Genomic DNA, 21991 nt, shown 5'->3' on the forward strand with positions numbered 1-21991 from the left:
TCTTAAAAATAAAGCGTCTGATTAATCTAGTTGATCAGACGCTTTATTTTTCTAGCTTCCTGACAATGTCTCTTACAATAGTCTCCGCATGCACCACGCTGTTTTCGATAAAGAATTCCCGGGTATTCAATCCGCCACAAACTACGCCGGCAAGATAAACTCCCGGTACATTCGATTCGTGGCTTAGCTCATTGTACTGGGGTTGGCATTTCTCATCTTCACTCAGATTTACGCCCAGCTGATTCAATAATCCGAAATTAGGTTTGTAGCCCGTCATAGCCAGAACAAAGTCATTTTCTACGGTTACATCGCCGTCAGGTGTAGTGATTACCACTTCATGCTTGCGGATTTCCTTGAGCTTTGATTTGGTGAAAGCCTTAATAGAGCCTTCTTTGATGCGATTGACAATGTCCGGGCGTACCCAGTACTTTACAGCCTGGTCCACTTCTTCGTCGAGTAGCACCATGCTTACTTCAGCACCTTTCCGCCATGTTTCCAATGCGGCATCCACAGCGGAGTTAGCTCCGCCTACAACCACGATTTTTTGATTGATAAATGGCCAAGGCTCTTTATAATAGTGGTGAACCTTTGGCAAGTCTTCGCCTGGAATGTTCATCAGATTTGGCAAATCATAAAAGCCTGTGGCCATTACTATGTTTTTTGTAAGGTATTCTCCCTTTGAAGTTTTGACGTAGAATTCCCTCTCTTTTTTCTCAAGAACCTTTACCTCTTCATACAGCTTGACATTGAGATCGAAGTGGGAGAAAATTCTACGGTAATATTCCAATGCCTCGGTACGATTGGGTTTGTTTCCTATCGACATAAAGGGGATCCCTGCCATCTCCAATCTGTCAGAGGTGGAAAAAAAAGTCATATTGATCGGGTAATTGTAAATAGAATTGGTCAGTGCGCCTTTTTCTATAATCACATAGTCCAACCCGGCTTTTTTTGCTTCTACGCCGCAGGCCAGACCAATAGGTCCCCCGCCGATGATCAGCATCTCGTATATCTTCGTCATTTGTTTTTCATAGGTTTTTCCGGATGAAACTGAAATTTACGGTCTTCAAACTTGTGATAATCCCATTCGAAAGTCCGCTCTTTAAGTTTGGTCAATCCGGATTTGTCCTGTAACACAGCCGTAGCGGAAACAGTGCCGTAATTATCGTTAATTCTAATTAGCTGGGAGGAAAGTGCGCTTTCCATCGCAGGGGGAATTCCTGTAAAGGGAAGGAGTTCAGGATCTGCAGCGTCTGTAGATTTTAGAATCTCCAACAGATTGTCTTCATCAAATTGCTGTGTTAGCAATTGGTCTAACTGTAGCTGTGCCAGCTGTGATTTAGGCCAAGGATCGTCTAGCAGTCCGTTGCTCAAGCCGTAGACTCCAGGCTCGATTTCTCTGATTTTTTCTCCAAAATTGCTGTAATAGAAAAGCCGATTCCCATCTGATACAAGCAGATTAAACCCATCATAAAGGGCTTTTTCCTGTTCGATTTTTTTCAGGTAGACTTCAGGGTCGATTTGGCACTCAAGAAAATTCTGTACAAGTTTTCCTCTACTGATTTTTGATTCACGCTGATGTATGAAATCTCTGTAGTTAGTCAACAATGACCATCTGCCATTGGGATGAATGCCAAACCAGGTGCCGCCGCTTTTTAGGTCTTTCCCTGCATAGATTCCTGATTCCCAAAGGTGAATGGGTTGGGTAGGACGCCAAAAAAATTCATCACGGTTTGCGCTGATGATCAATGGATACGTTGGATGGGATTTCCAGGAAAAAGCTACTAAACACATGGCTAAAAATAAGAAAGAAAAGGCCGGAATTTCCGGCCTTTGGGGTGATTATCCAACTTTTATTTCTTCAAGGCTAGGGTAGTCGGTGTATCCTTTTTCTCCAGGCGTATAGAACGTGTCTTTATCCGGGCTTGCCAGCTCCGAATGTTGGGCAAAGCGCTCTACTAAATCTGGATTCGAGATATATAAGGTGCCATAAGCCACGGCATCCGCATCACCCGCTTCGATTACTTTATTGCCTTTTTCCCGGTCAAAACCTGCATTGATGACCAATGTACCTTTATATAACGGTCGAAAGTGCTTGGCAATATGGCTTACCAAATAAGGGATATCGGAAACGTCAGAAAATGGCTCCGAGAGATGCAAATAAGCCAAGTCATAATCATTCAGTTTTTTGACGATATATTCAAAAGTAGGTATGGTTTCCTCATCTGCTGTCATACCAAAAACGCCGTTTAGCGATGGGTTTAGCCTTAATCCAATTTTCTGCTCCGGCATCACCTCTTTCAGGGCATCGATGATTTCAAAAAGAATTTTTGCCCTATTCTCAATCGATCCACCGTATTCGTCTCTCCTTACATTACTGGTGGCATTGAAGAACTGATGCAGCAAGTATCCATTGGAGCTGTGAATCTCTATTCCGTCAAACCCTGCTTCCATCGCATTTTTGCCTGCATTTTTAAAATCTTCGATCGTCTGCTTGATTTCTGCCCGTGTCATTTCTTTTGGCGTAACAGTTTCTTTGAAACCTTCAGGCGTGTAGGATTTTTCGTTGGGATTGATAGCCGATGGGGCTAAAGGTAGGCTTCCATTGTGGAAATCAGGGTGGGAAATTCTACCTACATGCCACAATTGGATGAATATATGACCACTTTTTTCGTGGACTGCTTTTGTTACACCTTTCCATCCTTCTATCTGTGCATCAGAATATATCCCGGGAGTATTGATGTAGCCTACCCCCTCTTTCGATATCTGAGAGCCTTCGGTAATAATTAGGCCGGCTGAAGCTCGCTGTGAATAGTATTTCTCGTGAATATCAAATGGCTTATTTGCAGGGTTATCAGCACGGCTTCTTGTCATTGGAGCCATCCAAACTCTATTTTTTAATTTTAGCCCTCCTGATAGGATTATGGGTTTTAATAGTGGCTGATCGTTATTCATGGTGATACTTGGTTTGATTCTAAAATAAAAATTCAATGTCTATACAACTAATGTCAGGAGTGTTAAGTTCCCTTTTAGCTCTAGAATTGATAAAGAAGTTATGTGAAGGAAAGACTATGCCTTTTAGCGCATTCAGTCGAAAAATATTTCATAATTTAAATCAAATGAGATGATTGACTGGGGTATTGTAGCTCATTTTGTATAAACTTTGCAGTGTTTTAGAAATTATTTTGGACTTAATTAACTGTAAATAAATTGGTTAACAATTTTTAATACGATTGTTTTCGTATAATTTTTGAAATTACGATTCTCTTCGTATATCTTTGGTACGAAAGTTATCGTATAAAGTCCCATGAGTAAGCCGACAGAATCAGAATTAGAAATACTTTCCCTATTATGGGAAATGGAAGAGGCCAGTGTCCGCCAGATTCATGAGCGGCTGGCTGAGACGAAAGATACCGGATATACGACCACGCTTAAGACCATGCAAAATATGTATGCCAAGCAGATGGTCAGCAGAAATGAAGAGCAACGGACTCATATTTACAGTCCGTCTACCAATCAAAGAGATACCCAGAAGTCTTTGCTAAGAAATTTGGTTACTACTGCATTTGGTGGCTCTGCCCAGAAATTGGTGCTCCAAGCATTGGGAGAGGAGCAACCTTCCAAGGAGGAACTGGATGAAATTCGAGCATTTTTGGATCAACTGGAAAACAAGAAATAATGAATCTTTTGAACGACTGGATTTCTGAAAGTTTGCTTTATGCCATGGGTTGGACACTAGTGCATTCACTTTGGCAGTTAGTGCTGATCGGGGCAGCTCTGTGGTTACTGCTGAAAGTTTTTCACAAGAGTAGTCCTAGGATCAAATATGATTTTGCTTTGGGCAGTTTGGGAGTCAGTTTGCTTTGTTCGATTGCCACGTTTATTTATGAACTAGCTAGTTTTAGCCCATCCCCGCTTTTGGAGAGGCTGGCATTTGAAGGAATTATACTAAGTGAGATCCAGGCTTCAGCAGGTATGGGAGTGGAGGACGTGGTCTTAATGATGATAAGCTGGATTGAACTACAGTTGCCGCTTTTGGTGAACTTCTGGTTTGTCGGCGCATTACTTTTTCTCTTTAGGTTATTTAATAGCCTGTCGGAGGTTAGAATGCTTAGAAAATCATCAGCTAACCCGCAGGGTTTCCAGTTGGAAAAAATGCTCTATCGGTTAATGGAAAAAATGAACATTTCGAAAAATGTGGAGATTAAACTTACCTCCTACGGCGTTTCGCCAATTACTTTCGGCTATCTCAAACCAATTATTCTTATTCCCGTAGGTCTTATTTTTCAACTTACTCCAGGCCAGTTGGAAGCGATCATTGCCCATGAGTTGGCACATGTGAAACGCAACGATTATCTGGCAAATCTTCTACAGTCTGCCATGGAAGTATTGTTTTTCTATCATCCGTGCTATTGGTGGATGAATCAGACAGTCAAAGAATTGAGAGAAAATGCTGCTGATGATATAGCCGTGAAAATCGGGATTTCACCTCAGGAATTGGCCTACAGCTTGGCTGAAGTATTAAACTTTTCAAAGCAAAACCCTCCTGAATTAGCTTTGGCGGCTACTGGAAAAAGAAATCCCACACTGCAGCGGATCAAACGAATTTTGGGTCATCCTGCCCAGACTTATCCACAAAACCCTATTATCTCTATCCCTATGTTACTTACACTATTATTGAGTGCTGGCCTGATGGCCATGGCACAGCAGGACGTTTCTGTCTCTGTGGAAAAAACAAAACCGATCTCGGTGGATGTAAATGTCAATGAGAGTCAGTCTGTCGAAATTGACCGGAATGTAGTTACTAATCTTAATCAGAATATCAACACCGAAGTCAATATGTCTGTTGATACGATTATCTCGAGTAGTGATACACTTATAATCAAGAATATTAATAAAGGGTCATTTGTGTATCAACACAACGGTAGGACTATTGTTTTAGATAGTGTGCCTGGCCTTGAGCTTACTCCTATGCCGCCGTTCCCAGCTGAAGCCATGGCTCCTGTTATGGATTTCGTTATGGCTCCCATGCCTCCAATGGATTTCGGGATGGTCCCAATGATGGGCTTTGATATGGGGTCTATGCCAGCAGTGGACTTTGATATGGGTAATATGCCAATTATGGATTTTATGGTTTCTCCACCTGTTTTCGATTTTAGCCCTGCTATTTATTCTCCGAAAGACACTGTAAATATGACTAAGGCGGAGAAGGATAAATGGAAACAAGAGATGGAGAAACTTGCTGAGGGGTATGCTAAAAAGATGAAGAATTGGGAAGACTCCATGAAGCCGAAATTGGAAGCTTATGAGAAAAAAATGGAGGAATGGCAGAAAGCTTACGAGCCAAAAATGAAGGAATTTGATGAAAAGATAGAAGAATGGCAGAGAACTCATGAGCCAAAGATGAGGGAGTTCGAAGCTAAGATGCAGGCTTGGCAAGATGCGAATGAGCCAAAAATGAAGGAATATGAGGAGAAGATGAAGGCATGGGAAAAAGAGATGCAGCCAAAGATGGAGGAATATCAACGTAAAATGGAAGCTTGGCAAAACGAGAATGCTGCCAAAATCGAAGAATATCAGAAAAAACTTAAACAAGAATCAGAGAAAAAAGGCGATAACAACTAGTGCTATGTCAAGTGTAAAAAGTACCGGGTAAACCTGTCAGGTTTTGTTATTAGATCTATAAGAGCCTACTTCCGTAAGAATCTACTTATTTATCAAAAATCGATGGTGTAAATCTGAAAGGTTTTGGTTAACACTACACTAGACCTATTGTTCTTCTTCTTTCAATGCATTATTAAAAGGAAATTGTGTGTTGATGCTTTGAAAAAGACCTGTCCTTTGGGCTGGTCTTTTTTGCATAGAACTTCTTCCGAAAATCTTATTACCATACATGTTTACCCTTGTGCCGAGGTATTGACGTGAGTACGGCAAGTTCAGCATATTTTTCGTCTACGATGTGTCAAGTTCTGGTTTGCATACCACTATTTTTAAATAGAGAAGGTATGTTTTTGCATTTTTAAATAATAGTCAACCGTGGGTGCGGGATTTCTCCACACTCCCTTACGGATTCTAATCTGTTTTATGGGATTTTCTTCCATTTTCCTTTTCAAGTTGTGTCCTCTATCGCATTCAGATTCTTTGTGAGCTGCGAAAACCCTGAAATACGAACAGTTTTACCCCAATTTGGGGAATATCTAACCTCTTTCTAATCAATAGAATACCTCCGAAAAAATCAGTGTTTTTTTACAGATAAATATTGGGATGGAATAAAGATTTGCCTACTTTTAAGTGAAAGTGGGAATTTGTGGGGGAAAGTGGTAGAAAGTGAAAGTCATTTTATTACTTTTGTCTTTACTACATGCTCATCATTCTAAAGAGTTCAGGAAATTATGTTCAACAGTCAATACGATTGCAAGCTAGATCCCAAAGGGCGTCTGGTGTTGCCGGCCAAGATCAAGGCGGCAATTCCGGAGGCTAATGGAGCTACGCTTATGCTTCGAATGGCTGAAGATAGATGTTTGGCTCTTTACCCCATGGTAGAATACAAGAAACTTGAAAATCAAATCAAGTCTCTTTCTATTCATAATCCAGAGCAAAGAATGTTGCAGCGTTCCTTTTTCAATTCTGTAGTTGATGTAGAATTGGATAGTGCGGGCCGCTTGCTGATCCCAAAGGCTTATCAGACCTATGCCGGTCTTGAAAAAGATGTGATCGTGATAGGAAACGGAGGCAGGATCGAATTCTGGAATCAAGAAAATTATAGCAAGAATATCATAGTGGATCCGGCAGACTTATCCAGTCTGATGGAAAAATATCTCTCGTAATCTCATGACAGAGTCGGTTTACCATATTCCAGTGATGCTAGCCAAATGCACTGAAGGCTTGTCTATTGATCCCAATGGGATTTATGTAGACGTGACTTTTGGTGGGGGCGGGCATTCAAGAGAGATTCTGAAGTACCTGGATAAGGGGCATCTGTATGCCTTCGACCAGGATGCGGATGCGGAGGCCAATATTCCAGTCAATGATAATTTCACCTTTATCGCCGCCAATTTCAGGGATTTGAAAAAGTACCTAAGACTTCATGGTGTGAAGAAAGTCGACGGTGTGTTGGCTGACTTGGGTATTTCATCTCATCAGATAGATGAGCCAAGCAGAGGGTTTTCTACCAGATTCAGCGGCAGTTTGGATATGCGTATGAATCAATCTGCCGATGTCTCGGCCAAAGAAGTGTTGAATACATACGATGAGGGCAGGCTTCATAAGATTCTCGGGATTTATGGAGAGGTGAAAAATGCCAAGACATTGGCCCAAGCCATCGTCTCTGAAAGGACAGCCCAACCATTTGAAACTACAGAAGGATTTACCGCCTTCTTGAAAAGATACGCTCCCCGCGGCAAAGACTTTAAATACTATGCTCAAGTCTTTCAGGCTTTGAGAATAGAGGTGAATGACGAAATGGGGGCATTGGAAGAAATGCTGCTGGAAGCAGTGGAAGTGCTAAAGCCGGAGGGCAGATTGGTGGTGATGAGCTATCATAGTCTAGAGGATCGATTGGTGAAAAACCTGATGATCAAAGGCAAATTTCAAGGTGAGGTAGAAAAGGATTTCTATGGAAATCTTATTCGGCCTTTGGAACCAATAAGCAGAGGGGCTGTGGTGGCGGATGCAGAGGAAATTGCCTCCAACCCAAGGGCTAGAAGTGCAAAGCTCAGAATAGCGAAAAAGACAAAAGGATGAGTAATAACACATTCAAAAAGAAATTGAAGTCGGGCAATAAGCCAAAAGGCGGTCCACGTAAATCCATTTTTAGCTGGATGGAAGAGAAGCTGGATGTCACCGGGGTTTTAGGTGAGGGAGTGCCTGTCCAATTGGTTCCGCCGGTTGGATTTGTGGCTTTATTGGCTTTGATCTATATCTGGAGCAATCACCGAGCAGAGAATATGGTGCGGCAGATCGAAAAAGCGCAGCAAGAGGTGGAGGATCTTCGTGCTGACGTCACCACGTTGGAAGCGGAATATATGCTCAGTAGCATGCAGTCTGAAGTAGCCAAGCGAGTAGCTGGTAAAGGAATATTTGAACTGAATCAACCACCGATAAAAATAGAGGTAGAAAAGTGAATTTTAAGCGATCCATATTGATCCGTGTACGGGTGGTGTTCATCCTGATAGCGCTGGGCTCAGCACTAATCCCGTATAAAATCGCCAAGCTGCAAATGGCGGAGGGAGACGTATGGCGCGAAAAAGCGGAAACCATCAATTTCCAGTACAGAGAGGTGCCTGCTACTAGAGGCAATATCTACGCTAGTGACGGGAGTTTGCTGGCTACAAGTTTGCCTTTCTACAGAGTGGCACTCGATCCCACCATCGCTAAGTCTGATCAATACAAAGCAGGTATTGACTCACTCGCAAAATTGCTGTCCTCTTATTATAAGGATAAGTCAGCGGCTTCCTATAAAAGGATGATCAATGATGCCAGGCTTGACAATAAGCGCTATCTGATATTGAACAGAAAGCAGATAGGCTACCAGGGCATGCAGGAAATGTCAACTTGGCCGATCTTCCGACAAGGTAGATTGGGAGGTGGAGTAATCTTCGAGAAAGTAGAGAAAAGATATCGTCCGTTCAATTCCCTTGCCAGCCGTACCGTTGGCTTTTTGAATGAAGATGAATACGGTGCCGGTATAGAGTACAGTTTCAATAATTACCTACAGGGCCAGGACGGTAAGGCACTTTTCCAGCGTTTGGCAGGGGGAAGCTGGAAGCCTGTGTTTGATGCGGAGGATGTGAAGCCCGAGAACGGCTTTGACGTGGTCACTACCTTGGATGTGAATATTCAGGACGTAGCCGAAACTGCATTGAGGAGACAGCTGACGGATAGAGATGCCGAATTCGGAGCGGTGATTGTCATGGAAGTGAAAACCGGACAGATCAAGGCTATAACCAATTTGCAGCGCAATACCAGCGGCAATGGCTATGGTGAGAATTACAATTATGCCATCGGTGATCAGGGCAATACCGAGCCTGGGTCTACTTTCAAATTACTTTCCATGCTTGCGCTTTTGGAAGAGAATAAGGTTACACTGGAAGAAACAGTGGAAACCGGTAATGGGGCTCATAAATTCTATAACCAAGTAATGCGTGATGCAAAGAACGGCGGTTTTGGCACATTGACAATTCGAGAGGCATTTGAGAAATCATCTAATGTAGGCATCTCCAAATTGGTAGATGAGCACTTTGGCTCAAGCCCGTCCAAATTCATGGCTTATATAGATAAGGTAGGTTTGAGAGAGCCTTTTGGGTTTCAATTGATCGGTGAGGGCAAGCCTTTTTATAAAAAGCCGGGAAATAAAGATTGGTATGGTACTTCACTTCCATGGATTTCTATTGGTTACGAATCCAAGCTGAACCCACTTCATACGCTTGCCTTATATAATGCGGTGGCAAATGGAGGCAAAATGATGAAGCCTTACATCGTAAAGTCAATATCTAAAGGCAATACAATTGAGCAGCTATATGAGCCTGAGGTGGTGAGAAAGCAAATCGCATCAGAAAAAAACATCAAGCTTCTCCAAGAACTTTTGGAAGGAGTGGTAGCGCGTGGCACTGCAAGGAATATTGCTAATGCTGATTATAAAATCGCGGGTAAAACAGGTACAGCTCAGAAATTAGTCAATGGAAAATACACTAGAAATTATTACACCAGTTTTGCAGGTTATTTCCCGGCTGATCATCCAAAGTACTCCATGGTGGTGGTAATTGATAGCCCAAAAGGCTTTGCTGCTTATGGGGGTGACGTATCGGCGCCTGTCTTCAAAGAGATTGCCGACAAAATATATGCACTGGACATTGAATTGAATCCTGGCAATCAAAAGGGGATTTTAAGAGCGGAATCGGATGAAAAGCAATTGCCCTTTGTCAAAGCCGGGAAGGCTGAAGAACTGCAGGGGATTTTCCAAAAGCTCGGATTGAAGTCCACCGCTGCCAATCCGGAAGAGTGGGTGAAGACAGTGTCTAACGCTACCGGCGTAGAAATGAATGTCAATGATACGGACAAGTCGCTTGTTCCGGATGTGTCAGGCCTACCGCTTCGGGATGCACTTTTCATTTTGGAGAATAAAGGGATGAAGGTCAATTACTCAGGCAAAGGCCGGGTGAAAGGACAATCGATTTCTCCCGGAACCCAATTAACACCAAACGCAACCATAAATCTGGTATTAGGATAAATGAAAGTACTGAAAGACATATTGTATAAAGTATCGCTAACCTCTACGACAGGAGACATGGAGTTGGGGGTGAAAGATATTGTCTTTGATAGCCGTCAAGTGACGGAGGGAAGTGCTTTTGTGGCAATTAAAGGTACTCAGGTAGATGGACATGAATTTATTGAAAAAGCCATTGGACTGGGGGCTCAGAGTGTTGTCTGTGAGCGATTGCCGGAAAAACTTCTGGATGGAGTCACTTATGTAGAAGTGGTGAATTCTGCACGTGCCTTGGGTATCATGGCAAGCAATTACTATAACAATCCCTCGGAAACAATCAAAGTAGTGGCAATCACAGGAACCAATGGCAAGACGACCACTGCTACGCTTTTGCATCAGTTGTTTATGCGGATGGGCTATAGTACGGGATTGCTTTCTACAGTAGAAAATAAAATCAATGAAACAGTAATCCATGCGACCCACACTACACCTGATGCGGTGAGTGTGCAGGCTTTGCTTCGCAAAATGGCCGATGACGGCTGTACGCATTGCTTTATGGAAGCGAGTTCTCATGCGATTGTGCAGGAGAGAATAGCAGGATTGAAGCTGGCGGGAGCTGTTTTTACCAATATCAGCCACGATCACCTGGATTATCATGGCACGTTTGACGAATACATCAAGGCTAAGAAAAAGTTGTTTGATGAGCTCCCAAAGGACGCTTTTGCACTGGTAAACGGTGACGACAAGCGGGGGGCGGTAATGCTTCAAAATTGCAAAGCCTCTCATCAGACATTCGCACTTAAATCCCCGGCAGACTTCAAAGCCAAGATCATCTCGAATACTCTGGAGGGACTTGAGTTGGACATCAACGGCAAGCTGATTTGGTTCAGAATGATCGGTGCTTTCAATGCCTATAATCTTCTGGGAGTTCTGGGCGTCACTGTGTTATTGGGTGAGGAAGAGGACGAGGTTCTTCGTGAACTTTCGGGCATCCGCGGAGCCAAAGGCCGCTTCGATAGGATTTCTATTGCCGGCATTACAGCCATTGTGGATTATGCACATACTCCCGATGCGCTGGATAATGTGCTTAAGACAATAAACGGCGCAAGGACAGGCGGTGAGCAGCTGATCACGGTCGTGGGCTGTGGAGGCAATCGAGATAAGACTAAGCGTCCTGTCATGGCAAAAATTGCTGTTCAGGAAAGTGATAAGGCAATTCTTACTTCTGACAATCCCCGATTTGAGGAGCCGTCGGAAATACTAAAAGATATGCAAGCGGGTGTAGGTCCGTCTGAAATCAGAAAAACATTGACTATTGTGGACCGCAGGGAGGCGATTAAGACAGCCTGTATGCTTTCGCAAAAAGGCGACATTATCCTGATCGCCGGCAAAGGCCATGAGGATTATCAGGAAATCAAGGGAGTGAAGCATCACTTCGATGATACTGAAGTAGTAACCGAGTTTTTACAACAATTGACGCAGAGCTGAGATGTTATATCCAATTTTTGATTATTTGGACAAAGTGCTTGATATCCCCGGAACTGGGGTGTTTAGGTATATCTCGTTTCGTGCGGGCATGGCTGCGCTTTTTTCCTTGATCATTACCATCTCTTTTGGTCACAAAATCATCGCTTGGATCAGAAACAAGCAAATAGGGGAGACGGTAAGAGATCTGGGATTGGAAGGGCAAAACCAAAAGAAAGGCACTCCTACAATGGGGGGCTTGATGATCATGGCTGCCATTCTGATTCCGACCTTGCTTTTTGCAGATCTGAACAATATCTATATCATTCTTTTGCTTATCACCACCGTTTGGTTGGGGACAATAGGTTTTATAGATGACTACATCAAAGTTTTTCAGAAAAACAAAGAAGGGCTTGCCGGTAGATTTAAGATTATCGGGCAGATAGGAATTGGTATTATCGTGGGTTCCACGTTGTATTTCCATGAGAGCGTCGTCATCCGGGAATTCACAAATCCGGTGTCCATAGAAGAAGGAGTAGTAGAAACGCCTGCATTCAGAGACGTGAAAGTGGCTAAAACCACCATTCCATTCACCAAAAACAATGAGTTGAATTACGAGACTATGCTTGGTTTTATGGGCGAAGCGATGACTCCGATCCTGTACATTTTTGTGGTGATTTTTATTATCACGGCCGTTTCCAACGGTGCTAATATTACGGATGGAATAGATGGTCTGGCGGCAGGAACTTCAGCCATTATAGGATTGACGATTGCGATTTTTGCCTACCTCAGTGGTAATGCGATATTCTCTTCCTACCTCAATATTATGTATATCCCCAACTCTGGAGAGCTGGTGATTTTCGCTTCGGCATTTATCGGAGCCTGTGTTGGGTTCCTATGGTACAATGCTTATCCGGCTCAGGTATTCATGGGAGATACAGGGAGTTTGATGCTAGGCGGAGTGATAGCAGTATTGGCATTGACACTTCGCAAGGAGTTGCTGATTCCATTGATGTGCGGTGTCTTCGTGATAGAAAATGTAAGTGTGATGCTTCAGGTAGGCTATTTCAAATACACTAGAAAAAAATACGGCGAAGGCAAGAGAATTTTCCTGATGTCACCATTGCATCATCATTACCAAAAGAAAAATATTCCCGAAGCTAAGATCGTAACGCGGTTCTGGATTGTGGGGATCTTGTTGGCAGTAATCACTTTGGCAACACTTAAACTGAGATAAAAGAAATGAAATCGAGCTATAGGATATCGTCACGAGAAGAAATGATAATTAAAAGCGAGATTCCATGTGACCATAAAAAATCAATTATAAACACATGAAATCGACACGATTAAAATCATCATTATACACACAGGGCAATGATTATTTTAATCGTCAAAGATTCCATGTGACCACTGAAAAGAAAATATAAACACATGAAACGATTGGCCATTCTGGGTGCGGGAGAGAGCGGATTGGGAGCAGCGATGCTTGCCAGACAGAAGGGGTATGCGGTTTTGGTTTCAGATTCAGGTCAGATTTCAGCAACTCGAAAAGCTGAAATGGAACGCTTGGATATTTCATTTGAAGAAGGGAAACACTCAGAAGAGAAGATTCTTAATGCCGACTTGATTATCAAAAGCCCGGGAATATCACCTAAGACTGAACTGGTAGCCAAGGCATCGTTGGCAGGTATTCCGATTATCGATGAGCTGGAGTTTGCATTTGGCTATACTAATGGAAAAGTGATCGCCATCACCGGTACCAACGGCAAGACCACTACGACGCTTCTTACTTATCACCTATTGAAGGAAGCAGGATTGGATGTGGGACTGGCTGGAAATGTAGGGAAGAGCTGGGCCGCTCAACTGCTGGAAGGAGATCATGCCTGGTGGGTAATCGAATGCAGCAGTTTTCAGATCGATGGATTTGTGGATTTCAGACCGTCAGTAGCGATCCTCTGTAATATCACGCCTGATCACTTGGATCGGTATGAGTACAAAATTGAGCAGTATATAGATTCCAAGTTTGGGATTTTTAAGAATATGACTTCAGATGATCAGGCAATTCTTTTTGCGGAAGATGCTTTGACTAAGAAAGGCCTGAAGGCAAATACTATAAATGCTTCCAAGTTGTGGATTTCAGCTTTGGGAGTACAGCAGGCAGGGGCATGGACAGATGGAGATACGTTGACATATGACGTTTTGGGAAAGTCCGTCCAAGTACCCGTGGATACGCTTTCTGTCAAAGGGAAGCATAATCTACTCAATGCACTTTGCGCGGGCTCGGCTGCATTGATTGCAGGTGTGCGTGAAGTGAATTTGATGCTGGGTTTCCGGACTTTCAAAAATGCTCCGCACAGAATGGAACAGATCAGAGAAGTGGATGGCGTAAAGTTCATCAACGACAGCAAAGGAACCAATGTGGAGGCTACGGTATATGCCTTGGGGAGCTATGAAAACCCATTGATCTGGATTGCAGGAGGTGTGGATAAGGGGAATGATTACTCAGTCCTTTCCGGTCTGGTTAGTGAGAAAGTAAAGTCTTTGATCTGTTTAGGCAAAGACAACGAAAAGTTGAAAACAGCTTTTGCCTCGATAATATCCGATATCAGGGAGACCCGCGATATCACTGAGGCTGTAGCTTGGGGTCAAGAACTTGGAAAGCCGGGTGATGTAGTCTTGCTGTCCCCGGCATGTGCCAGCTTTGACTTGTTTAGAAATTATGAAGATCGCGGAACACAATTCCGCGTGGCAGTAGAGAAACTAAAACCGAAAGCTATCGCATGAATCAGTTTAAAGCATGGATAGATAGGAATTTCAAAGGCGACCCAATTATTTGGGGGATTGTCATCCTATTGTCTTTATTCAGTATTCTGGTGGTGTATTCTGCCACGGGCTCTTTGGCGTATAAATATGCCGGTGGCAATACAGAAATCTACTTGATTAGACATTCCACGTTGATTTTTGTGTCACTGGTGGTGATGTGGCTTGCACATAAGGTGCCATATAGAAAGTATGCAGTTTATGCCCGGTTGGGTGTCATTATTTCTATCCCGCTCTTACTGATTACGTACTTATTTGGCTCCAATATCAATGAGGCTAATCGTTGGATCACTATTCCTGTAATCAACCAGGCATTTCAGCCTTCGGATTTGGCAAAATTAGCTTTGATCGCATCTATTGCAGGAATGTTAGCCAAGCGGCAAAACAACATTACAGACTTTAAGAGCACGTTTGTGCCTATTATCATTGCTATAGGGTTGATCAGTGGGTTGATAGCCATGGCCAATTTCTCCACAGCCATTTTGCTTTTGATGACGTGCCTTCTGATCATGTTTATCGGTAGAGTGCCGGTGAAGTATCTGGCGATGGTCTTGATGGTTGGAATGTTGGGCTTGATTGCGGCAGGATTTATAGGACAAAGAGGTGCTACGCTCGTGTCACGGGTGGAGGACTTTATGAACAAGGACGAAATTCCTTTTCAGGCAGAGCAGTCCTATATCGCTATTGCTACCGGTGGCATAGGCGGAAAAGGCCCGGGAAACAGTGAGCAAAGAAATTCACTTCCGCATCCTTATTCGGATTTTATCTATGCCATTATCATCGAGGAATATGGGTTGATCGGAGGTTTTTCTGTGCTCTTCCTTTACCTCGCACTTCTTTATAGAGGAATGCGAATCGTAGCAAATTCAAATAAAGCATTTGGAGGATTACTTTCCGCAGGATTGAGTTTCGCTTTGGTGATTCAAGCCTTGGTAAATATGGCAGTGGCAGTTGGATTGGGGCCGATTACAGGGCTGCCGCTTCCTCTTCTGAGTATGGGGGGGACATCCTTGGTGTTTACCGGGATATCCTTGGGGATTATTCTCTCGGTAAGTCGTGGTGATCACCAAGACGAATCGCAGACTAGCACCGCTTTTGGGAATAGGACAAGACTTAAAACAGCATAATTATTAACGCACAGCGCAAATATCGAATTTTGGTCAGTGGTGGAGGTACCGGAGGGCATATCTATCCGGCTATCGCTATTGCCAATGCCTGGATGGAAAAGCATCCTGGCAGCGAGATCTTGTTTGTAGGTGCTCTGGGTAAAATGGAGATGCAGAAAGTTCCTGAGGCGGGGTATCAAATCAAAGGGCTTCCGGTTGCAGGTCTGCAAAGAAGCTTATCCCTAGAGAATCTCAAATTCCCTTTCAAGCTATTAAAAAGTCTGTCCAAAGCTTCGAAAATCATTACTGATTTTAAACCGGATGCAGTGGTGGGAGTAGGTGGCTATGCAAGCGGACCTGTGCTCTATGCTGCACAAAGAAATGGTATTCCCACACTGGTTCAGGAACAAAATTCCTATGCCGGTTTGACTAATAAAATTTTGGCTAAAAAAGCCAAAAAAATCTGTGTTGCTTATCCGGAGATGGATCGCTTTTTTCCCACAGATAGAATTGCCTATACAGGAAATCCTGTCCGCAAGGACATTCTTGAATTATCGGGAAAAAAAGAAGGAGCCATAGCGCATTTTGGACTGGATCCGGCTAAGAAAACCCTTCTGGTTTTGGGGGGATCTTTGGGTGCCAGAACGCTCAATCAAGCGATGCTGAAGGATATGCAAAAACTGGACGAGGAAGGCTTTCAGGTGCTTTGGCAGTGTGGCAAGTTTTATTTCCAAGAAATGAAATCCAAGCTTGCCGATTCAGGTCTGACAACAATTCACCTGAATGAATTTATCCGGGAAATGGATTTGGCTTATGCAGCCGCAGATATGATTGTATCTAGAGCTGGAGCACTTTCGGTTTCAGAACTTTCACTTGTGGGTAAGCCGGTGATTTTCATCCCGTCTCCTAATGTGGCCGAGGATCATCAAACCAAAAACGCCATGGCTTATGTGAATCACGAAGCGGCTTTGCTGCTGAAGGACTCGGCAGCAGAAGGTGCTTTGGCGCAAAAGGTAACTATGCTAATGAAAGACAGACAGCTGTCTGAGTTATTAGGAAAAAATATAAAGAATCTGGCTAAACCGAATGCGGCCAATGCCATAGTAAAGGAAATAGAACAGTTGATTGCATGAGTTTCGAAGGTATAAATAGCGTCCATTTACTCGGTATCGGAGGCATAGGCATGAGTGCCTTGGCCAGATGGTTCCGTCATGAAGGATATGCTGTGTCCGGCTATGACCGTACACCTTCGTCACTTACGGATGAATTGATCGCTGAAGGAATGCAAATTTCCTTTGTGGACAAATTGGAAGCTATCCCCGACACTATCAGAAATGGTGCAGACAAAGCATTGATAATTTGGACTCCTGCAATGCCAAAGGATAGCGAAATGCTGAATTTCTTTATGGAAAATGGCTTCCAACTCAAGAAGAGATCAGAAGTACTGGGTATGGTGACGGACTCCTACTACACCATTGCGGTAGCGGGAACCCATGGAAAGACCACTACTTCTTCCATGATTGCCCATGTGCTAAAATCCGCTGGAAAGCCCATAGTGGCATTTCTGGGTGGGATTACTCAAAACTATCAAAGCAATTTGATTCTTGGGGGCAAAAAGTCAAAAGAACAGGTTTTGGTAGTGGTGGAGGCGGATGAGTTTGACCGCTCTTTCCTAAGACTTCATCCCAATGAAATAGTACTAACAAGTGCGGATCCGGATCATTTGGATATCTATGGAGATGAGCAGCACATTTTAGAAGGATTCTTGGAATTTGTCAATTTGGTAGACAGAAAAGGGAGATTATACTTACAGCAGCATGCTATGCAAAGACTTGGGCTAGATAAACTCCCGAAAGTATCTACACGGGAGTACGGATTGAGGTCGGCAGGAATACGTGCTGAAAATATTCAAGCGAAGCCCGGCTCCTTTATGTTTGATTATTTGGATGGTAAGCAGGAGATCAAAGGGCTGGAGCTGTTTATACCGGGGTTTCATAATGTGGAAAATGCATTGGCTGCGATTGCAATAGCATTGGATCATAAGATATCAGAGAAGAAGATCAGAAAAGGGATTAGCTCTTTTAAGGGAGTTAAGAGAAGATTTGAGATTCATGTGAACGAGGGTAGTCATGTCTTCATTGATGATTATGCGCATCATCCTGAAGAGATCAGAGCTTGTCTGAGTTCGGTGAGAGCGATGTTTCCGACAAAGAAGTTGACAGTGGTATTCCAACCTCATTTGTTTACTAGGACAAGGGATTTTGCCGAAGGCTTTTCAGAAAGTCTTTCACTTGCAGACTCGGTGATTTTGCTGGACATCTATCCGGCGAGAGAGCTTCCTATCGAGGGAATAACTTCAGAGATACTGCTTGGCGGGATTAATGCCGATCGGAAAGAGTTAGTGGCAAAAGAGGATTTGATGAGCCGTTTGGATCAGAGTTTTCCGGAGGTTTTGGTCACACTGGGTGCAGGGGATATAGATCGCTTGGTGCCTGTGATAGCTTCTTGGATGAAAGAAAGACTTAACCGATACGCACTATGAAAAAGGCAAACATAAAGAAAATACTCGCTTTTGTAGTGCTAACTGTTATAGTGGTAGGCTTTATAGGTTTTGTGGAGAAGCAGACCTTATATAAAACGTTTCAGGGTACGGAAATAGATATTGAGGGAGTGAGCGGAGTCTATTTCGTAGAGGATGCTGAAATCACTAAAATCCTCATTCAGGCATTTCCTGATTTGAAACCAGGTGTGATGCTGAGCGAAGTGCCGATGAAAGCAATTGAATCTAGGCTGCTTGGACATCCTTTTGTGAAGTCTGTGGAAGCAATGATCGGGCAGAAAGGTATTTTGAATTTGAAGATTAGCCAGCATCAGCCGATTGCAAGAATTGCACAGCCAATGGGGGCTGATGGATACATCACCACGGAAGGAAAAGTGATTCCTACTTCGACTTCATACACGAGTAGAGTATTGATTCTTGAAGGGGATTATGCGGAGATGCTTATGGACAAAGGTGATATAAATGCAGATATGCCAGAGTTGATGGATTTGATAGAATTCATCATTACAGATGAATTTTGGAATGCGCAGATAACCGAGATTGAAGTGAATTCCAAGGATAATATCCGTCTTTTTCAGCAAGTGGGAAGGCAGGTTATTGAGTTTGGGGATGCGCATGATATAGCAAATAAGTTTGACCGAATAGCGGTCTTTTATAAGGAAATACTACCCCGCAAGGGTTGGAATGCTTACGACAGGGTAAGTGTAAGGTTTAAGGATCAAATTGTCTGTGAATAATAGCTTGGATATGGAAAATAAAGAACTAATAGTAGGACTGGATATTGGGACAACCAAGATCTGCGTTATCGTGGGCCGCAAAAATGAGTATGGCAAACTCGAAGTCTTGGGTATGGGCAAGGCCGTTTCGGACGGGGTTGATCGTGGTGTGGTTACCAATATAGACAAGACCGTCCATGCAATAGAAAAGGCAGTTGAAGAGGCATCCGAAATGGCAAACGTGGATATCGCAGATGTCATAGTGGGTATAGCCGGTCAGCATATCCAAAGCAAGATCCAAAGTGGCAGTATCATGCGCCAGCCTACGGATGATGAGATCACCATTGAAGATGTAAGGAGACTTTCCAGCGAAATGGAAAACATTCTTATTCCTCCGGGCAATACCATCATTCACGTAATGCCGCAGGATTATACCGTGGATTATGAAGGGGGGATCAAAGATCCTGTAGGGATGTCCGGCACTCGTCTGGAAGCTGATTTCCATATCATCACAGCCCAGACTACCGCTATCAACAATATCAACAGATGTGTACGCCGTGCAGAATTACTATCCAAGCAGTTAATTCTTGAGCCATTGGCAAGTTCACTTTCTGTATTGAGCGATGATGAGAAAGAAGCGGGCGTTTGTTTGATAGATATAGGGGGCGGAACCACAGACATCGCCATCTTCTATGAGAATATTATCCGTCATACCGCCGTGATTCCTTTGGGTGGAAACATCATCACCAAAGACATCAAAGAAGGCTGCATGGTGATGCAGAATCAGGCTGAACTACTGAAGACCAAGTTTGGCAAAGCCATCACAGAAGAAGCAAATCCCAATGAAATCGTATCAATACCCGGTCTGAGAAATAGAGCTCCCAAGGAAATTTCTATCCGAAACCTAGCTTCAATTATTCAGGCAAGAATGGAAGAGATTATTGAGATCGTGCAGAATGAAATTATGCAAAGCGGACATTACAAAAAACTGGCCGGTGGAATAGTGTTGACAGGGGGGGGCTCACAATTACAGTTTATCAGTCAGCTATTTGAATACATGACGGGACTTGATACGAGAATTGGCTATCCGAATGAGCATTTGGGTAAGTCAGTAATTGAGGAGGTGAAGAGCCCAATGTACGCTACTTCTGTAGGTCTTGTACTTGCAGGTTTCAAAGCACTTGACGACAGAGATCAAGGTTATGCCAACAGAACGGCAAACGGAAGAACCATTAAAAGACAAAAACCAATGGACATCAGTCCAAAAGATATTTTCGATAAAATAGCCGGAAGACTGAAAGGAATTCTCAGTGATGATATCGGCGACGATATTAACTACTAGGGCTTATGATTGGGGGAGATTGTTGGCTTTGCTGCCAATTTCCCTTTTTAAAAAAACACTAGTGCAACCATAGAAAATTCACCAATAAATATAAATATGTCAGATAACATGAAAGATTACAGATTTGATTTACAGAAAAACCCCAAGTCGATTATTAAAGTAATCGGTGTAGGGGGAGGCGGCTCCAATGCCGTGAACCACATGTTTGGGTTAGGGATTAAGGATGTGGAGTTTGTGGTAGTCAATACAGATGCCCAAGCGCTTAAATCTAGCCCGGTTCCGCTTAGATTGCAGCTTGGTGCCAATTTGACCGAAGGTCTAGGTGCCGGTGCCAATCCTGAGCAAGGAAGGAATGCAGCCATAGAATCAGAGGATGAGATCCGTGAGCTATTGGCTGATAATACGAAAATGGTATTTATCACTGCCGGAATGGGTGGAGGTACCGGTACAGGTGCAGCTCCCGTAGTTGCTAGAATTGCGAAAGAACTTAATATCCTGACAGTGGGTATTGTGACCGCGCCATTCATGTTCGAAGGAAGAAAGAAAATGAATGTTGCCCAGGCCGGTATTGAAGCATTACGGGAAAATTGCGATACTGTACTGGTGATTTTGAATGACAAGCTAAGAGAGATCTATGGCAATCTTGCTATAAGAACTGCCTTCAGCAAAGCAGATGATATTCTATCTACTGCTGCCAGATCTATCGCTGAGATCATCACTGTTCATCAGGATGTCAACGTGGATTTTGAAGATGTGAAGACGGTAATGAAAGATGCAGGTGCAGCTGTGATGGGTTCTTCCACTGAGGAAGGCGAGGGACGTGCGATCCGTGCTGCAGGTGCTGCCATCTCTTCTCCCTTGCTAAACAATGTGGACATCAAAGGAGCTGAGAAGATCTTGCTTTCTATCATGTCCGGAGAAGACGAGGAATTGTCTATGGACGAATTGAGCGAAATCACTGAATATATCCAAGAAAAAGCGGGTGACAATGCAGAAGTGATCTTCGGCCAAGGTATCGACGCAGAACTGGGCAAAGCTATACGCGTGACAGTGATTGCTACAGGTTTTGAGATGGATCGACTTGAAGGAACAGGAAAGAAAGTAGAAGCGCCAAAGGCTGTGACAATTCCTGTTCCTGCGCCTAGCACTGTGCAAGAAGTGGAAGAGGAGAAAACTGTGATCAATTTGGATTCAGGAAAATCTGAGAAAGTAAGGGAAGAGCCGGTTGCAAACGGATCGACTTTCGTGTTCTCTATGCCAAAAACTTCAACTCCTTCACCAACTTCTGCGGCTGAAGTGAAGCCGACAACTGAAACTCCAAAGAAGGAGTCTGTAGAAACGCCTATGCCGTCTCCTAAGAAAGAAAGCCTATTTACTTTCATGAAGCCTAAGGAAGAAGTGAAAGCTGAAGCGCCAAAGCCTGCTCAGGAGAAAATTGTACACGATCTTTTTGAGGAAGAGGAAGAAAAGAAAACTGTGGAAGAAACTAAAAAAGAAGAGCCTGCCTCTCCGGCTTTTGCAAATGATTACTATGAGCAAATGAAACAAAAAGCTATTCAAAGAGCACATGAGCGTTTCGAAAAGCTAAAAGGCAACCGTGCATTCAATCCAACTCCTGAAGAATTGAAAGAGAAAATGGAAGTGCCTGCCTATCAGCGCAAAAATGTCGTGTTAAACGAACCTCAGCATAGCTCTGAGCCAAGCATCAGCAAGTACAACTTGAGCGATGACAATGAGATTCTAGGAAATAATAGATTCCTGCATGATAATGTGGACTAAGTC

18 protein-coding genes are annotated in these 21991 nt (G+C 43.4%); 15 read left to right on the forward strand and 3 right to left on the reverse strand.

Going from position 1 to position 21991, the window contains the following annotated elements:
* Window positions 1-43 precede the first annotated feature (43 nt).
* The 3 genes from ID165_RS24820 to ID165_RS24830 are packed head-to-tail and all read right to left on the reverse strand — an operon-like array spanning window position 44 to window position 2952.
* The gene (locus ID165_RS24820) at window positions 44-1018 is read right to left on the reverse strand and encodes a YpdA family putative bacillithiol disulfide reductase (RefSeq protein ID WP_192348075.1); all 975 of its coding nucleotides are present in this window, start codon (window positions 1016-1018) and stop codon (window positions 44-46) included.
* Window positions 1015-1791, reverse strand: coding sequence for an NRDE family protein (locus tag ID165_RS24825; protein WP_192348076.1), 777 nt, complete (start codon window positions 1789-1791; stop codon window positions 1015-1017). The genes ID165_RS24820 and ID165_RS24825 overlap by 4 nt, the downstream gene beginning before the upstream one ends.
* A 48-nt stretch (window positions 1792-1839) precedes the next feature.
* A complete protein-coding gene (locus ID165_RS24830) occupies window positions 1840-2952 on the reverse strand; it encodes an alkene reductase (RefSeq protein WP_192348077.1) in 1113 nt (370 codons plus the stop codon).
* Between the two features lie 352 nt (window positions 2953-3304).
* Here ID165_RS24830 and ID165_RS24835 point away from each other — a divergent pair, with 352 nt between their 5' ends.
* The 15 genes from ID165_RS24835 (at window position 3305) to ftsZ (ending at window position 21988) form a co-directional block, all read left to right on the forward strand.
* Window positions 3305-3676: a BlaI/MecI/CopY family transcriptional regulator gene (locus tag ID165_RS24835; protein WP_192348078.1), complete on the forward strand. Its 372-nt coding sequence runs from the start codon at window positions 3305-3307 to the stop codon at window positions 3674-3676.
* The gene (locus ID165_RS24840) at window positions 3676-5622 is read left to right on the forward strand and encodes a M56 family metallopeptidase (RefSeq protein WP_192348079.1); all 1947 of its coding nucleotides are present in this window, start codon (window positions 3676-3678) and stop codon (window positions 5620-5622) included. The genes ID165_RS24835 and ID165_RS24840 overlap by 1 nt, the downstream gene beginning before the upstream one ends.
* Window positions 5623-6389: 767 nt before the next feature.
* Window positions 6390-6824, forward strand: a complete 435-nt coding sequence (gene mraZ, locus ID165_RS24845; protein ID WP_192348080.1) for a division/cell wall cluster transcriptional repressor MraZ — start codon at window positions 6390-6392, stop codon at window positions 6822-6824.
* A gap of 4 nt (window positions 6825-6828) precedes the next feature.
* Window positions 6829-7740 (forward strand): 16S rRNA (cytosine(1402)-N(4))-methyltransferase RsmH, encoded by a 912-nt coding sequence (gene rsmH / locus ID165_RS24850; RefSeq protein WP_192348081.1) that lies wholly within the window; start codon window positions 6829-6831, stop codon window positions 7738-7740.
* Window positions 7737-8120, forward strand: coding sequence for an FtsL-like putative cell division protein (locus ID165_RS24855; RefSeq protein WP_192348082.1), 384 nt, complete (start codon window positions 7737-7739; stop codon window positions 8118-8120). The genes rsmH and ID165_RS24855 overlap by 4 nt, the downstream gene beginning before the upstream one ends.
* Window positions 8117-10225 (forward strand): penicillin-binding protein, encoded by a 2109-nt coding sequence (locus ID165_RS24860; RefSeq protein ID WP_192348083.1) that lies wholly within the window; start codon window positions 8117-8119, stop codon window positions 10223-10225. Before ID165_RS24855 ends, ID165_RS24860 begins: the two co-directional genes overlap by 4 nt.
* Entirely contained in the window at window positions 10226-11689 is a 1464-nt protein-coding gene (locus ID165_RS24865; RefSeq protein WP_192348084.1) for a UDP-N-acetylmuramoyl-L-alanyl-D-glutamate--2,6-diaminopimelate ligase, read from the forward strand.
* 1 nt (window position 11690) lies between these two features.
* On the forward strand, window positions 11691-12902 hold the full coding sequence (gene mraY / locus ID165_RS24870; RefSeq protein ID WP_192348085.1) for a phospho-N-acetylmuramoyl-pentapeptide-transferase: 1212 nt from the start codon (window positions 11691-11693) through the stop codon (window positions 12900-12902).
* Window positions 12903-13096: 194 nt separating this feature from the next.
* Window positions 13097-14449: a UDP-N-acetylmuramoyl-L-alanine--D-glutamate ligase gene (gene murD / locus ID165_RS24875; protein ID WP_192348086.1), complete on the forward strand. Its 1353-nt coding sequence runs from the start codon at window positions 13097-13099 to the stop codon at window positions 14447-14449.
* Window positions 14446-15612: an FtsW/RodA/SpoVE family cell cycle protein gene (locus ID165_RS24880; RefSeq protein ID WP_192348087.1), complete on the forward strand. Its 1167-nt coding sequence runs from the start codon at window positions 14446-14448 to the stop codon at window positions 15610-15612. The genes murD and ID165_RS24880 overlap by 4 nt, the downstream gene beginning before the upstream one ends.
* 29 nt (window positions 15613-15641) lie before the next feature.
* A complete protein-coding gene (gene murG / locus ID165_RS24885; RefSeq protein WP_192348088.1) occupies window positions 15642-16724 on the forward strand; it encodes an undecaprenyldiphospho-muramoylpentapeptide beta-N-acetylglucosaminyltransferase in 1083 nt (360 codons plus the stop codon).
* Window positions 16721-18133, forward strand: a complete 1413-nt coding sequence (gene murC, locus ID165_RS24890) for a UDP-N-acetylmuramate--L-alanine ligase (RefSeq protein ID WP_192348089.1) — start codon at window positions 16721-16723, stop codon at window positions 18131-18133. Before murG ends, murC begins: the two co-directional genes overlap by 4 nt.
* Entirely contained in the window at window positions 18130-18888 is a 759-nt protein-coding gene (locus ID165_RS24895) for a cell division protein FtsQ/DivIB (RefSeq protein WP_192348090.1), read from the forward strand. The genes murC and ID165_RS24895 overlap by 4 nt, the downstream gene beginning before the upstream one ends.
* Before the next feature lie 10 nt (window positions 18889-18898).
* On the forward strand, window positions 18899-20209 hold the full coding sequence (gene ftsA / locus ID165_RS24900) for a cell division protein FtsA (protein ID WP_192348091.1): 1311 nt from the start codon (window positions 18899-18901) through the stop codon (window positions 20207-20209).
* Window positions 20210-20317: 108 nt separating this feature from the next.
* Window positions 20318-21988: a cell division protein FtsZ gene (gene ftsZ / locus ID165_RS24905; protein WP_192348092.1), complete on the forward strand. Its 1671-nt coding sequence runs from the start codon at window positions 20318-20320 to the stop codon at window positions 21986-21988.
* Window positions 21989-21991 lie beyond the last annotated feature (3 nt).

The sequence above is a fragment of the Algoriphagus sp. Y33 genome, from assembly GCF_014838715.1.
GTDB lineage: Bacteria > Bacteroidota > Bacteroidia > Cytophagales > Cyclobacteriaceae > Algoriphagus.

Bases quoted from the DNA above. Each gene is read 5' to 3' on its own strand.
- ID165_RS24820 (WP_192348075.1), bottom strand. From the start codon at position 1,018: ATGACGAAGATATACGAGATGCTGATCATCGGCGGGGGACCTATTGGT.
- ID165_RS24825 (WP_192348076.1), bottom strand. From the start codon at position 1,791: ATGTGTTTAGTAGCTTTTTCCTGGAAATCCCATCCAACGTATCCATTG.
- ID165_RS24830 (WP_192348077.1), bottom strand. From the start codon at position 2,952: ATGAATAACGATCAGCCACTATTAAAACCCATAATCCTATCAGGAGGG.
- ID165_RS24835 (WP_192348078.1), top strand. From the start codon at position 3,305: ATGAGTAAGCCGACAGAATCAGAATTAGAAATACTTTCCCTATTATGG.
- ID165_RS24840 (WP_192348079.1), top strand. From the start codon at position 3,676: ATGAATCTTTTGAACGACTGGATTTCTGAAAGTTTGCTTTATGCCATG.
- mraZ (WP_192348080.1), top strand. From the start codon at position 6,390: ATGTTCAACAGTCAATACGATTGCAAGCTAGATCCCAAAGGGCGTCTG.
- rsmH (WP_192348081.1), top strand. From the start codon at position 6,829: ATGACAGAGTCGGTTTACCATATTCCAGTGATGCTAGCCAAATGCACT.
- ID165_RS24855 (WP_192348082.1), top strand. From the start codon at position 7,737: ATGAGTAATAACACATTCAAAAAGAAATTGAAGTCGGGCAATAAGCCA.
- ID165_RS24865 (WP_192348084.1), top strand. From the start codon at position 10,226: ATGAAAGTACTGAAAGACATATTGTATAAAGTATCGCTAACCTCTACG.
- mraY (WP_192348085.1), top strand. From the start codon at position 11,691: ATGTTATATCCAATTTTTGATTATTTGGACAAAGTGCTTGATATCCCC.
- murD (WP_192348086.1), top strand. From the start codon at position 13,097: ATGAAACGATTGGCCATTCTGGGTGCGGGAGAGAGCGGATTGGGAGCA.
- ID165_RS24880 (WP_192348087.1), top strand. From the start codon at position 14,446: ATGAATCAGTTTAAAGCATGGATAGATAGGAATTTCAAAGGCGACCCA.
- murC (WP_192348089.1), top strand. From the start codon at position 16,721: ATGAGTTTCGAAGGTATAAATAGCGTCCATTTACTCGGTATCGGAGGC.
- ID165_RS24895 (WP_192348090.1), top strand. From the start codon at position 18,130: ATGAAAAAGGCAAACATAAAGAAAATACTCGCTTTTGTAGTGCTAACT.
- ftsA (WP_192348091.1), top strand. From the start codon at position 18,899: ATGGAAAATAAAGAACTAATAGTAGGACTGGATATTGGGACAACCAAG.
- ftsZ (WP_192348092.1), top strand. From the start codon at position 20,318: ATGAAAGATTACAGATTTGATTTACAGAAAAACCCCAAGTCGATTATT.